The organism is Nocardia sp. NPDC004260 (assembly GCF_053603155.1).
In genome coordinates, this window is record NZ_JBSGEZ010000004.1 from 102,275 (window position 1) to 115,211 (window position 12,937).

At 70.1% G+C, this 12,937-nt stretch carries 11 protein-coding genes; 3 read left to right on the plus strand and 8 right to left on the minus strand.

What is annotated here, in order from left to right:
• Nucleotides 1–7 precede the first annotated feature (7 nt).
• The 8 genes from rfaE2 to ACWEO7_RS04740 all read right to left on the minus strand — a co-directional run bounded on the left by rfaE2 (nt 8) and on the right by ACWEO7_RS04740 (nt 9,525).
• A complete protein-coding gene (rfaE2, locus tag ACWEO7_RS04705) occupies nt 8–1,390 on the minus strand; it encodes a D-glycero-beta-D-manno-heptose 1-phosphate adenylyltransferase (RefSeq protein ID WP_452420781.1) in 1,383 nt (460 codons plus the stop codon).
• Entirely contained in the window at nt 1,387–1,950 is a 564-nt protein-coding gene (locus tag ACWEO7_RS04710; protein ID WP_452420783.1) for a D-sedoheptulose-7-phosphate isomerase, read from the minus strand. Before ACWEO7_RS04710 ends, rfaE2 begins: the two co-directional genes overlap by 4 nt.
• Complete coding sequence (locus ACWEO7_RS04715; RefSeq protein WP_452420784.1) at nt 1,947–2,990, minus strand: glycosyltransferase family 9 protein; 1,044 nt, start codon at nt 2,988–2,990, stop codon at nt 1,947–1,949. Before ACWEO7_RS04715 ends, ACWEO7_RS04710 begins: the two co-directional genes overlap by 4 nt.
• Entirely contained in the window at nt 2,987–4,486 is a 1,500-nt protein-coding gene (locus tag ACWEO7_RS04720; RefSeq protein WP_452420785.1) for an HAD-IIIA family hydrolase, read from the minus strand. The genes ACWEO7_RS04715 and ACWEO7_RS04720 overlap by 4 nt, the downstream gene beginning before the upstream one ends.
• A complete protein-coding gene (locus tag ACWEO7_RS04725; protein ID WP_452420787.1) occupies nt 4,483–6,105 on the minus strand; it encodes a carbamoyltransferase family protein in 1,623 nt (540 codons plus the stop codon). The genes ACWEO7_RS04720 and ACWEO7_RS04725 overlap by 4 nt, the downstream gene beginning before the upstream one ends.
• A gap of 123 nt (nt 6,106–6,228) precedes the next feature.
• Complete coding sequence (locus ACWEO7_RS04730; protein ID WP_452420788.1) at nt 6,229–7,200, minus strand: NAD-dependent epimerase/dehydratase family protein; 972 nt, start codon at nt 7,198–7,200, stop codon at nt 6,229–6,231.
• 8 nt (nt 7,201–7,208) lie between these two features.
• Nucleotides 7,209–8,516: a glycosyltransferase gene (locus ACWEO7_RS04735; protein WP_452420789.1), complete on the minus strand. Its 1,308-nt coding sequence runs from the start codon at nt 8,514–8,516 to the stop codon at nt 7,209–7,211.
• Nucleotides 8,517–8,547: 31 nt separating this feature from the next.
• Nucleotides 8,548–9,525: a glycosyltransferase gene (locus ACWEO7_RS04740; protein ID WP_452420791.1), complete on the minus strand. Its 978-nt coding sequence runs from the start codon at nt 9,523–9,525 to the stop codon at nt 8,548–8,550.
• Nucleotides 9,526–9,685: 160 nt separating this feature from the next.
• Between ACWEO7_RS04740 and ACWEO7_RS04745 the strand changes: the two genes are divergently transcribed.
• The 3 genes from ACWEO7_RS04745 to ACWEO7_RS04755 all read left to right on the plus strand — a co-directional run bounded on the left by ACWEO7_RS04745 (nt 9,686) and on the right by ACWEO7_RS04755 (nt 12,935).
• Nucleotides 9,686–11,077: an aldehyde dehydrogenase family protein gene (locus ACWEO7_RS04745; protein WP_452420792.1), complete on the plus strand. Its 1,392-nt coding sequence runs from the start codon at nt 9,686–9,688 to the stop codon at nt 11,075–11,077.
• 89 nt (nt 11,078–11,166) lie between these two features.
• Nucleotides 11,167–12,054, plus strand: coding sequence for a polysaccharide pyruvyl transferase family protein (locus ACWEO7_RS04750; RefSeq protein ID WP_452420794.1), 888 nt, complete (start codon nt 11,167–11,169; stop codon nt 12,052–12,054).
• Complete coding sequence (locus tag ACWEO7_RS04755) at nt 12,051–12,935, plus strand: glycosyltransferase family 2 protein (protein WP_452420796.1); 885 nt, start codon at nt 12,051–12,053, stop codon at nt 12,933–12,935. The genes ACWEO7_RS04750 and ACWEO7_RS04755 overlap by 4 nt, the downstream gene beginning before the upstream one ends.
• The last annotated feature ends 2 nt before the right edge of the window (nt 12,936–12,937 follow it).

The window sequence follows — 12,937 nt, forward strand, 5'->3', positions numbered from 1 at the left end:
TCTCGGGTCAGCCGCCGACCTGGCTCGCGGTGACCAGTTGTGTAGTCGAGTAACCGGGAACAATGGGGATCAGCGCGATCTCGCCGCCGTAACCGCGAACGACCGCGGCCTCGGGGAGATCAACGCCGGAGTAGTCGCCGCCCTTGACCCACACATCGGGGCGAAGGCGGTCCAGCAGTGCGCTCGGCGAGGATTCGTCGAACACGACGACGGCGTCGACCGAGGACAGTTCGACGAGCAGCCGGGCACGGTCCCTTGCGGTGACGATCGGCCGGCGCGGCCCCTTCAGCCGCCGCACCGACGCATCGGAGTTGAGGCAGACCACCAAGGCGTCACCCATGGCGCGAGCCTGGCGCAGCAGGCTCACATGGCCGGGATGCAGCAGATCGAAACAGCCACCGGTGGCGACGAGTCGGCCGCCACGCGCCCTGATCCGCGCCGCCACCTCGAACGCCGACTCGTTCGTGTCGGTCGGCCCCGCCGGGGCCACGGCCGTGCTGTCGCACGTGGACAACGTGGCCGCGCCGCCCGCCGCGACGAACCTGGCCGCCGCGTCGACCGCGTGCGACACCGCGTCGGCGACCGTGGAGCCGCCGAACAGTGCGGCGGTCGCGGCCGAGGCGAATCGGTCACCCGCGCCGCAGGTGTCGGAACCGGGATGCCCGGCGAGACGGACGTCGGGGGGTACCGGAACCACAGTGAGCCGTTTCCCATTGGCCAGGACCGCTCCGCCCGCACCGGTGGTGACCGCGACGGAATCCGCTGCCCACTCGTCTCGCAGCACCTTCGCCAACTCGTCGGGTTCGACATATCCCGGCGCGAACTGGCGTGCCTCTTTCAGGTTCGGCGAGACCAGTTGTGCTCCCGGCGTCGGCGTGGGGCCGCGCGGGTGCGGATCCCACACGACCGGTACCGACCGAGCCAGTTCGGTGAGCAGGCTCCGGATCCGGGGGTGCGCGGCGACGCCCCGGCCGTAGTCCGCGACGAGGATTGCCCCTGCCGCCCGCAGTGTCCTGGTGACCGCGGCGCTCACCGAGCCGCCGTCCGCGGTGCCGTCGCCGGTGTCCATTCGCAACAGCGACTGTCCCGCGGCGCGGACGCGGGCCTTGCGAACCGTCTTGCCGCGCAGCGCGATCGGAACGACTCGAACGTGCTGGTCGAGGAGCCGGGTGAGGATGCGGCCGTCGTGGTCGTCGGCGGTCGCCGTGATGAGCGAGACCTCGGCGACCGACTGCGCGGCCAGCGCGGCGGCCAGCCCGGCACCACCCGGGCGTATCCACTGGTGTTCCACGTCCACGACGGGCACGGGCGCCTCGGGCGACAACCGCTCCGCGACGCCTTCGATGTCGACGTCCAGAATGCTGTCGCCGACCACGACCAACGGCTTCATGTCGGTACCCCCAGTGCATCGTCGAGCGCCGAGCACAGAGCGTGCACCAAGACCAGATGCACTTCCTGCACGGTGGCCGTGGTGGGCGCGTCCACGGCGACGGCGTCGTCGCACAGCGCCGCGAGCGGATTGGGCGCGGGCCCGGTCATGGCCCACGTGATGACGCCGATGTCGTGCGCTGCTTTCGCCGCGGCGACCACGTTGTGGCTGGTGCCGCTGGTGGACAACAAGACGAGGATGTCGTCGGGCCTGCCGTGCGCGCGGACCTGGCGCGCGAACAGTTCGGTCTCGCCGTAGTCGTTGATGATCGCGGTACCCGCCGAGGTGTCGGCGTGCAGCGCGATCGCCGAGAACGGACGGCGCTCGTTGCGGAAGCGGCCGACCAGCTCACCGGTCAGGTGCTGTGCTTCCGCGGCGCTGCCGCCGTTACCGCAGGCGAGCAACCGTCCGCCGTTGGCGAGCACGACCGCGAGTTGCCTGCCCCATCTGCGGATATCGGGTGCGAAGCAACTGGTGCGGTCCAGCGCCGCATGCAAGGCCGCGAAATGGTCCTCGATCACCCCACACCTCCTGTCCGCAGGCGCGTGAGTCTGCCCGCACCGAGTTCTTCCGCCACCGTGACGACCTGCTCGGGGGTGATCGAGTCGAGGCATGGGTGCCCAGCCACCGGGCAGACCCGCGCTCTGCTGCCGCGGCACGGCGCGCGTTGGTCACCGAGCATGGCCACCGGCACGCCGTAGGGCGCCCACCGCTCGGCGGGCACGACCGGTGCGAACAGCGAGACCACGGGTGTCCCGACGGCCGCGGCGAGATGCGCCGGGCCGGTGTTGGGCGCCACCACGACGCTCGCGTCGCGGAGCACGGCGGCGAGTTCGGGCAGGGTCGTGGCTCCGCCGAGATCGATACCGTGTCTGCCCGCGACGGCGCCGGTGAGCGGCCGGTCGGCGGGAGCGCCGGTCACGATCACCCGGTGACCTGCGCTGGTCAGTGCGGCGACGATGGCCGCGGAACAGGAGGAGGACGGCTGCCGCGCCGGTACCGACGCCGCCGGATGCATAACCACGTAACCCGGTTCGCCGGTGAGCCCGCCGACCTTCGGCAACGGCTGCCGGACAGCGAGTTTCCCGTCGTCGCCGGGCGGCAGCCGGAAGCCGGCCGCCGCGGCGAGCGACAACGCCCGTTCGGCTTCGGGCGGATCGCCCTCGACGCGATGGCGCAGATCCAGCAACGAACCGGGGTAGTCCTCCGAGATCGCGCCGATCCAGGGAATACCGGCCATCCGAAGCAGCAGCGCCAGCGGCAGCGGCGACTGGTGGAAGGACGTGAGGATCAACGCGAGATCCACCTCGAGCGCGCGTACCCGCTCGAGAAAGGCATCGATGCCCGCGGACGTGACCGCGGGTGGCTCCAGATCGATCCATGGCGCGCGCCACGTCACGACCCGCTCCACACCCGGCAGAAGATCCGCGGCGGCCCGGCCGCGCGGCCCCGCCAGCAGCGTCACCGAATCGACCTGCGCGGCCACCGCTCGAACGCACGGCCCCGCCAGCAGCACATCGCCGAAATTGTCCATGCGGGCCACCAGCGCCCGGCCGGTCACGGCACACCCGCCATCGCCAGCCGGACGGCCTCGGCCAGATCCCGCGCCACGGTCGCTTCGCGACGCGCGCGATGCACCTCGCCTGGAAGGGTTCTCGCCGTCGGCACCAGGATCGCGCGTGCGCCCGCGGACTGCGCGGCGGCGACGTCGGCGCCGGTGTCGCCGATGACCACACACCTGCCGATGTCGACGCCGAGATCCGCCGCGGCCTGCCGGATCAGGCCCGGCTCCGGTTTGCGGCACCCGCAGCCGTCGCCTTCGCCGTGCACGCACACCTGCCAGGTCGCGAACGGTCCGAGCAGATCCTCGACTCGGGAGTTCACCGCGGCGAGCTGTTCGGCGCTGATCAATCCACGCGCCACGCCGGACTGGTTGCTCACGATGCCGAGCTGGATGCCCGCCGCGCGGACTTTCCGCAGCGCGTCGGCGGCTCCCGGCACCGGCTGGACCTTGGTGGGGTCGGCGAGGTAGGGGACATCGATGATGAGGGTGTCGTCGCGGTCGAACAGCAACGCCAGGGGCGAGGCGTGGGTCGCGTTCCGGTGACGCAGCTCGCCGCGCAGTCGGTGCCAGCACGCGGCCGGTGGAATCAGCGCGCTGCTCAGCGTCATCCGGCCGATCTCGCCGGGTGTGCGGGGTCCGGGTGCGATCCGGCGCGCTGCGAACGCCCCGGTCAGCGCCGTCCAGATGGCCGCGAAAACGAGGGCGGGCAGTTTACGGCCCGCGATGCCGAGCGCCATGGCCACCGCACCCGCGGCCGTAGTGAACGCGTGGCGGCGGAGAAGTCCGGCCTCTTCGCCGATCCGCTGCCGCCATCGAGCGCCGTATTTCCGCCGCAACAGGGCGTTGTCGGCGTTCCCGCGTTGTGCTCGGACACTGGCCATCGGTCCCGATTCGCGAAGCGGGTGGCGAGTGACGCGTTGTCCGGCCGCGATGACGTAACCCGCGAGGCAGACCCGGAGTGCCAGATCGGCGTCCTCGCGGAACGCCCGCGGGAACCGTTCGTCGAATCCACCCACCGCGATCAGCGCGGACCGGCGATAGGCCATGTCCGCCGTGATCCACCGCGCCGTGGCCAGCCGTGCGATCCCGCGTTCGGCGTCGGTCGGCTTGCGGTGTTTCGGCAGCGGAACCTCGATGCGGGCCGTGGAAGCCGCCGTGTTGTCGTCGAGACCACGTAGGTCCTCGGCCAGGCGGGCGGGCCAATCCGGCGCGGTGAGCACATCGTCATCGAGGAAAGCGATCCAGGTTCCTTTTCCATGCCGCCACCCCGCGTTCCTGGCCGCGGCGGGTCCGCGTCCGCCCGAGCGGATGACCTGAACCGAAGACACCGTCGCGGGCAACGGCAGGTCCCCGCCTCGGGGCCGATCGTCCACCACGATGATCTCCCGTGGTTTCGGTCCCGACGCCGTGTCCAACGACTCGAGCAGCGCGCGAAGACTTTCCCGGCCCATGGTCGGGATCACGATGCTGTAGTCCACGGTGGGGCCGTTCATGGGCGGCGGACCACGAATGAGCCGATGGCGAGCAGATCGATGGGTGCCGAACCGAAGCATTCGAGGGCGTCGCGCGGTGAATCGACCATCGGCCTGCCCGCCGTGTTCAGGCTGGTGTTGATCACCACCGGCAGACCCGTGTGCCGCTCGAACTCCGCCAGCATGCGTGCCAGGACCGGCTTGTCGGCGGGATCGACAGTCTGTACCCGCGCGGTGCCGTCGACATGTGTCGCGGCGGGGATCCGCTCTCGCCACTCCGGCGCGACGTCGTGCACGAACAGCATGTACGGGCTCGGTAGTGGCCCGCGTCCGAAGATGTCGGACGCCCGGTCGGCGAGCACCATCGGTGCCAGCGGCCGGAACTGTTCGCGCCCCTTCACATCGTTGAGGCGTTCGAGATTCGCCGACCGGCCGGGGTGAGCGAGCAGCGAACGGTGGCCGAGTGCGCGCGGGCCGAATTCGGCCCTGCCCTGGAACCAGGCCACCACCTGGTCTTCCGCGAGCGCTTGCGCCACGTCCGCCGCGATGTCGTTGGATTTCGTGTACCGGACCTTGGCCGTGCGCAGCACGGTTTCCAGCTCGGCGTCCGTCCATTCGCGGCCGAGGTCGGCGCCCCGCATCGGGGTGACCCGCTCCCCGAACTCGGCCGCCAATTGCAGCGCGGCGCCCAGTGCGGTGCCCGCGTCGCCCGCGGCGGGCTGGACCCAGATCCGCTCGTAGGGGCCTTCGGCGTGCAAACGGCTGTTGGCCACGCAGTTCAGCGCGATGCCACCGGCCAGCGTGAGGGTTCGCTGCCGGGTCTGGCGATGCAGCCAAGAGGTCAACTCGAGCAACACGTCCTCGAGTCGTCGTTGGACGCTGGCGGCGAGGTCGGCGTGGTCTCGGCCGAACTCACCGCCGACGACCGTGGGGGCGAAGTCCGACCAGTTCACGGCCTCGGTACGGAAACCACCGTCCCGGGTGGAATACACGAGTTGGCGGAACCGATCGAGGAATCGCGGGGTGCCGTAGGAGGCCAGCGCCATGACCTTGTATTCGTCGCTGGACCGGGTGAAGCCCAGATGCTCGGTGAGGTCCTCGTACATCAATCCGAGCGAGTGCGGCAGCCGCTGTGCCGCCAGCTCCACGAACTTGCCGTCTCGATATTCCCCGGCGAGATAGGACTGGCTCTCGCCGCGTCCGTCGGCCACCAGCACCGCCGAGTCGCCGGACGGGGCCGCGAGGGCCGCGGACGCGGCGTGCGCCAGGTGGTGTCGCACGAAACGCACGATGGTGGGATCGAGGCCGGGCAACGCGGCCGCGAGGAAAGCGGGCGCTCGGAACGCGTAGTCCGTTCTGGTCGCCTCGCTTTTCCGATCGAGACCGCCGAGCGAATGATCGACCAGTGCCGGGTCGTAGGAGTAGCCCACCGCGTCGAGCTGGTCGGGGCGTAGCCCCGCTCGCTCCAGACACCATGCGGCGGCTTGTTCGGGCAGTTCCCATGCGGAGAACGGCACCGGGCGCTTGCCGTGCTTGCGACGGGTGAACCGCTCTTCCTCGGCGGCCGCGACGATCTCGCCGTCCACGATCAGAGCCGCAGCAGGATCATGAAATACCGCGTTGATTCCGAGAATGCGCACGGGCCGCCTTTCTGTTCGAGACGCGGTTCGAGAGGCGCGGGACCTGTCGGTTCGCCCGCTGGCATACAAGGGGGGCGCTACCCGGTGAAGTCGCGACTAAACCGATCCGCCGTCGGGCGCCGCTCAGCGCACGGACTCTTCGGCCGACTCGGCCGTGCGCCCGGCGAACCAGTCGATCGTGCGGCGCAGTCCCTCCTTCCTGCCGATCAGCGGCCACCAGCCCAATTCCCGCCGCGCCAGCGAGATGTCCGGGCAGCGCCGCTTCGGATCATCGATCGCGCCGTCGACATACGTCACGATGGAACGGCTACCGATTGCCGCTCGGATCTCCTCGGCGAGGCCGCGAACGGATATCTCGTGCGGATTACCGATATTGACCGGCCCCGGATGGTCGGTCGACGCCAGCGCGAGCAGGCCACGCACCGTGTCTTCGACATAACACAGCGAGCGGGTCTGCTCGCCGGTTCCCGCGATGGTGAGCGGTGCGTCCGCCAACGCCTGTGCGATGAAGGTTGGCACCATCCGGCCGTCGTCGGTACGCATGCGGGGACCGTAGGTGTTGAAGATCCGGGCAATCCCGGTGTCGGCGCCACGCTCCCGGCGAAACGCCATCGTGAAAGCCTCGGCATACCGCTTCGCCTCGTCATAGACGCTGCGCGGCCCGACCGGATTCACGTGACCCCAGTAATTTTCGGGTTGCGGGTGGACACCCGGGTCGCCGTAGACTTCGCTGGTCGACGCGAGCACGAAACGAGCTCGATGCCGCTCGGCCAGGTCGAGGGCGTTGGCGGTGCCGAGGGAGCCCGCTCGTAACGTCTCGATCGGCAGTCGCAGGTAGTCCGGTGGCGACGCGGCCGACGCGAGATGGAAGACGACATCGAAGAACCCCATCGTCGGCAGCGGCTCGGTGACGTCGTGCTGGACGAGGTCGAATCCGGGACGGGCCAGCAGCCGGGCGACGTTGTCCGGCGTGGACGTGGCGAAGTTGTCGAGCGCGACCACGATGGTGCCCGCGTCGAGCAACTGCTCACAGAGGTGTGATCCGACGAAGCCACATCCACCGGTGACCAACGCGCGTTCGCAGGGTTCGGACATGCTGTGGCCTACCCGCGTCCGCTCGCGCGAAGACCGCGATCTGTCGATGGTGACCCGGGAGCAAGCTTGCCGCTGTCGCCTGTGCCGTCGAGCGAATGGCTGTCGGTGGGCCCATGTCCGTTGCGTGCGCCCGCGCGTGCGGTCACCCGGCGGTACGCGTGGAGAGTTTCGGTGGCGATCCGATCCCATGAATAGCGCGACTCGACACGCTCGCGCCCGGCGCGGCCGTAGCGCTCCCTGACCCCGGGTGTGGTCAGCAGTTCGCCGACCGCGTCGGCCAGTTCCGCGGGCTCCCGCGGGGGAACCAGCCTGCCGGTCACACCGTCGACGACGGTATCGATGAGGCCGCCGACCGCGGTGGCCACCACGGGAATGCCGCACGCCATCGCTTCGAGTGGCGTCATCCCGAAGGGCTCGTACCACGGCGTGCACACGGCCACGTCCGCCGATCTCAGGAGCGCAGCTATCCGGGTCCTCGGCACCCGCCCCAGCATGCGCAGCCGTTCTCGCACGCCGAGTTCGTCCGCCAGGGCCAGCAGCCGCCTGCCCTCCGGGTCATCGGCGAGCTCGGCATCGTCCGGGCCGCCGACCAAGACCAACTCGGCGTTCCGCAGGCCGGTGAGCGCGGTGATCGCGGTGTCGAAACCTTTGCGGGGCACCAACCTGCCGACGCTGATCATCCGGTACTCGGCCGACTTCGGCTCTTTCGGTCCGTCGGGTGTGAACTGTTCGAGGTCCACGCCGCACGGGATCACCGAAGTCTTGGACCGGGGTACGCCCAGCCTGGCCAGTTCGAACACCTCGTCGGTGCAGGTGGCGATGATCCGGTCGGTCTGTCCGGCGATCAGCCGTTCGAGGCGTATCCGGTCGGCCGGACTGGTGTCGTTCGCGCCTTGGTGGCGGCGCTTCACCACGCCCAGCGCGTGAAAGGTCTGTACGACCGGAATGTCGGTGGGGCGTGCCCCCGAGAGGGCGGCGAGTCCGGACATCCAGAAATGCGCGTGCACGACATCCGGCCGCGGGTCGCGCCAGTGCTCGCGCAGAAAAATGCCGAATTCGACCATGTGCGGCAGCAATTCGTCCTTCGGCAGCGGACGAGCGGGACCGGCCGGGACGTGGACGACGCGGTAACCCTGTTCGGCGGTGACCATGTCGGGCGCGTCCGCCTCCTCGCGGCGCGTGTAGACGGTGACCTCGTGCCCCTGCCTGCACAGGGCAGCGGACAGCTCGGCGACATGAACGTTCTGCCCACCGGCATCGACGCCGCCCAGCACCGCGAGCGGACTGGCGTGTTCGGACACCATCGCGATCTTCATGATTCCGCCTTCTCTCTCCGGGACCCTGCCTTCATTCGGTGACCTCGGCGAGCAGGGCATCCCACCGGCGCAGGAAGACCTCGAGGCCGTAGTGCTCGAGCGCGAACTGCCGTCCCGACTTCCCCGCCAGCGCCGCGAGATCGGGTTCGTGGAGGAACTCGTGGAACTTCGCGGTGAGCACCGCGACATCGGTGGAGACGGCACCGGCTTCGGGCGGCACCGCCATGACGGCCTCGGTGGTGGCGAGGGCTACCACCGGCATGGCCAGGTGCATGGCTTCGAGAAGGGACAATCCGAGCGAGGTCCAGCGCGCGGTGTGCAGGTAGACCCTCCTGCGCGCCATGTCCGGATGCAATGCCGACTGCCGCAAGTCGCCGATGCCGTGGATCGGGTGCCCGGTGGACCTGTTCGCCGTGTAGTCGCCGGCTCCGATCCCGTACACATCGATCGGTCCCGCCATCGCGAAGTCGGGCAGGAGATCACTCCCGGTGATCCTTCCGCGCCGCATCGGCTCGTTGATCAGCGCCACGCCATGGGGCAGTTCACCGGTGTAGAGCGCGCCGGGGTCGACGATTCCGTGCGGCACCACCCGGGTGGGCGCGCGTCCGCTGTCCCACATCAAGTCGTTGAAATGCGTGACGTGCACGAGCGGGATGTCGGCGCGACCCGCCAGCGGATGCCTGCTGGTGGCGGCGCTGGGCCGCGGCGCGTTGTGCTCGACGAAGACCGCGGGAATATCGGCCCCGGGACGACGACCGAGCCATCGTTCGGTGAGTTCGATTTCCTCCGGGCGCTGGAGCACGACCACGTCCGGCTCGGTTTCGCGCAAGTGGTCAGCGGGCACCTCCGCGGCGGACGGCCAGTCGCGGCCGCACCGTCCACGGCCCCACGGCCCGCCGTCTTCCACCACGGGCAGCAGATAACGGTGCCGCCCTCGGACGAACGACGTCGTCCACGAGCCGTGCACGTGCCACAGCAGCACCGTGAGCCGCTCGATCTTTTCGGCCATGCCGGTAGCTCTTGCCTATTGCCGCCGGATCAAACCTGGTCGGCGCGGCCTGGCAGCGAACTTGTAGCTATTGTCGATGTCCTGGCACCGCTGCGCGGCGGTACCGGTGCGGCCGGCGTGCGACCGGTTTGAACCAGGGATGCCAGGCAATGGCCGCGATATGAGCGCACCCCATGCTGCCCCGTCGGCCAATGAACTCCGCGCGACCGGAACAATCGAGATCTTCGATCCCGCCAGCGGCGCCACCGTCGGCAAGGTACCCATGACGGATGCCGCCGAGATCGATCGGCAGGTTGATCTAGCGAATCGCGTGCAAACCACCTGGGCGCGAACAACGGCGGCCGAGCGGGCCGTCGCGGTCCGCGCCGGTGCTGCCCTGCTCCGCGAGCATGCCGATGAACTGGCCGAACTCAATCGGCTCGAAACCGGACGTCCGCGATCGGAGAGCAAGGAGGGGGTGCTGGCCGGTGCCGCGACGCTCGAGCAATATGCCGAACTGGGGCCGTTGCACCGAGGCCGAAGTCTGCAAGGAGCTTTCGAGGCGACCGACCTCATGGTGTGGGAGCCCCGCGGCGTCGTCGTCGCCCTGACGCCGTGGAACGATCCCGTCGCGGTGTCCTGCGGTTTGCTCGGCGCGGCGTTGGTCACGGGAAACACGGTCGTGTACAAGCCGAGCGAACGCGCACCGCACACCGGAGCTCTGCTCGGCGAGTTGCTTTCCCGAGCGCTTCCCGGCGGCGTTCTACAGACAGTGCAAGGCGACGGCCGGGTCGGCGCTCTGCTCGCCGCACGTCTCGATGTGGACGTCATCGCGCATGTCGGCAGCACCGCCACGGGACGGTCCATCGCGCGCAGCGTCGCCGACACCGGTGCGAAGGCACTGCTGGAGAACGGTGGCAACGACGCGCTCGTCGTCGACGCCGGTGTGGATCCCGTCTGGGCGGCCGGGCAGGCGGCGCTCGGCGCGTTCGCGAACTCCGGCCAGATCTGCGTGTCCGTCGAGCGAATCTTCGTGCACCGGGACGTCGCGGAGGCCTTCCTGGCGGCGCTGGTGGCCGAAGCCGAGTCCTGGAACCCGGCGCCGCTGGTCGACCGTCATCATCGCGAGCAGGTCCACGCGCACGTCCGCGACGCGGTGGAACGCGGCGCCGAGCTGCTGACGGGCGGAGTGCTGCCGGACGGCGCCGGTGCGCACTATCCGGCCACCGTGCTGGCACAGTGCGATCCGGCCATGCGAATCATGCGGGAGGAGACCTTCGGTCCGATCGCCCCGGTCCGGATGGTGGATACGTTCGAGCAGGGCATCGCGGAGGCCGCGACCGACGACTACGGGCTCGCCGCCACCGTGCTCACGCCGTCGATGGCCAACGCGCAGCACGCTTGGCGGGACTTGCCGGTGGGGACGGTGAAGATCAACTCGGTGTTCGGCGGGGCGCCCGGGGGAGCGGCGCACCCGAGGCGGGCCAGCGGGTCCGGTTTCGGTTACGGGCCGGAATTGCTGGACGAGATGACCCAGACGAAGGTCGTGCACCTGCGCCCGGCCCCGAGCTAGGACGCCGCACCACGGTCTTCACGGTCACCGAGCGGAGAGATCGCCGTCGTGGGTGATTGACCCGGGGCGCAGCGGGTATGGGCAGAGACATGCGGGTACTTGTCACCGGGTGGCCCAGCTTCCTGCACGGGGAAGCGACGGCCGGGGACGTGTTGAGCATGAGCCGAGTGTGCGACGCGCTGGCCTCCGCCGCGATACCCCACGACACGGCGTGGAGCCCGGGGTTTCGTTCCGACGGGATGCATCTGGACGACGCGGACTCCCGGCGATATTCGCACCTGGTGTTCGTGTGCGGGCCGGTGCACGGTGAACAGATCCGGTTCCTGCACGAACGGTACGCCAACTGCCGACGCATCGCGGTGGGCGTCTCCATCCTCGATCCTGCCGATGCCGCGGTCACCGGGTTCCACCGGATCTTGCCGCGCGACGGTCCGTCGATCGCGCGACCGGACATGGCGGTCGGGGCGTCCACGGTGAGCGTCCCCGTGGTGGGAGTCGTCTTCGCCCCGGGCCAGGCCGAGTACGGCGTGGCCAGGCGGCACCGGTCGGTGCATCGCGCGTTGCTGCGGTGGCTGCGGGAGCTCGACTGCGCGCGACTACCGCTCGACACCAGATTGACGTCCGACGATTGGCGCCTGTGCCGCACACCAGACCAGCTCGCGTCGGTGTTCGCTCGCCTGGACGCGGTGATCACCACTCGACTGCACGGCTTGGTGCTGGGCCTGCGAGCCGGGATCCCGGTCCTCGCGGTGGATCCCATCGCGGGCGGAGGGAAGGTCACCGCGCAAGCGAGGGCGCTGGACTGGCCTGCCCTGGTCTCCGCCGAGCAGACCGCCGACGCGGGCGCGTTCGACCAGTGGTGGCGCTGGTGCCTGGCACCGGCGGGGCGCGAACGCGCACGGCGGCGAGAGTTCCCCTCGGCCGATGCCTTGACCAGCGACCTGCTCGACGAACTGCTCGCGGGGCGGCCGGCGTGAGCGCGCCGACGGTGGCGAAGACCACCGTCGTCATCGCCACCCGCAACCGCGCTGCCGAATTGGCCCGCACCTTGACCGAATTGCGCGCCCTGCGCCCGGCCCCCGCGATCGTGGTACTGGACAACGCTTCGGTCGACGGCACGGTCGGCGCGGCGGAGGCGTTCCCGGATGTGCGCGTCGTCCGGCTGCCCCGCAATCTCGGCGCGGCGGCGCGCAACCTCGGCGTCGCACTGGCCCGCACGCCTTACGTCGCGTTCAGCGACGACGACTCGTGGTGGGCCGAGGACGCGCTGCGCGAAGCCGAGTTGGTGCTGGATGCCCATCCGCGGCTCGGCCTGATCGCCGGACGCACGCTCGTCGGCGCCGACCACCGTGACGATCCGGTCAACGAACTGATGGCGAGCAGCCCGCTCGGGCATCCCCCCGGTCTGCCGGGCCCGTTGGTCCTCGGCTTCCTCGCCTGCGCGGCCATCGTCCGGAGAGAGGCGTATCTGCAGGCTGCCGGGTTCAGCCCGCTGTTGCATTTCGGCGCCGAGGAACGCCTGCTGTCACTCGATATGGCGGCGTGCGGCTGGGACCTCTGTTACGTGGCGCGAGTGCGCGCCCATCACCACCCCTCGGCGCGGCGACCGCCGCACGCGTGGCGCAGACGGGCCGAACAGCGCAACAACGCGTTGATCACTTGGATGCGGCGGCCGTTGCGGCGGTGCGCGGCCGAGTCCGCGGGCCTGTTGCGCCGAGCGGCGCGGGACCCCGGCACGTTGCTGGCGTTCGCGGGGGTCGTTCGCCGCCTGCCGAGGGCGCTGGCGCAGCGGCGCACGCTGCCGCCGGAGGTCGAGCGCCGTGCCAGGACGCTGGAACTCGCCCATGGAAGGAAGTGACG

What these genes read in the sequence shown, in the direction of transcription:
- rfaE2 (WP_452420781.1), bottom strand. Translation starts at nt 1,390, where the DNA reads ATGAAGCCGTTGGTCGTGGTCGGCGACAGCATTCTGGACGTCGACATC.
- ACWEO7_RS04720 (WP_452420785.1), bottom strand. Translation starts at nt 4,486, where the DNA reads ATGAACGGCCCCACCGTGGACTACAGCATCGTGATCCCGACCATGGGC.
- ACWEO7_RS04730 (WP_452420788.1), bottom strand. Translation starts at nt 7,200, where the DNA reads ATGTCCGAACCCTGCGAACGCGCGTTGGTCACCGGTGGATGTGGCTTC.
- ACWEO7_RS04735 (WP_452420789.1), bottom strand. Translation starts at nt 8,516, where the DNA reads ATGAAGATCGCGATGGTGTCCGAACACGCCAGTCCGCTCGCGGTGCTG.
- ACWEO7_RS04740 (WP_452420791.1), bottom strand. Translation starts at nt 9,525, where the DNA reads ATGGCCGAAAAGATCGAGCGGCTCACGGTGCTGCTGTGGCACGTGCAC.
- ACWEO7_RS04745 (WP_452420792.1), top strand. Translation starts at nt 9,686, where the DNA reads ATGAGCGCACCCCATGCTGCCCCGTCGGCCAATGAACTCCGCGCGACC.
- ACWEO7_RS04750 (WP_452420794.1), top strand. Translation starts at nt 11,167, where the DNA reads ATGCGGGTACTTGTCACCGGGTGGCCCAGCTTCCTGCACGGGGAAGCG.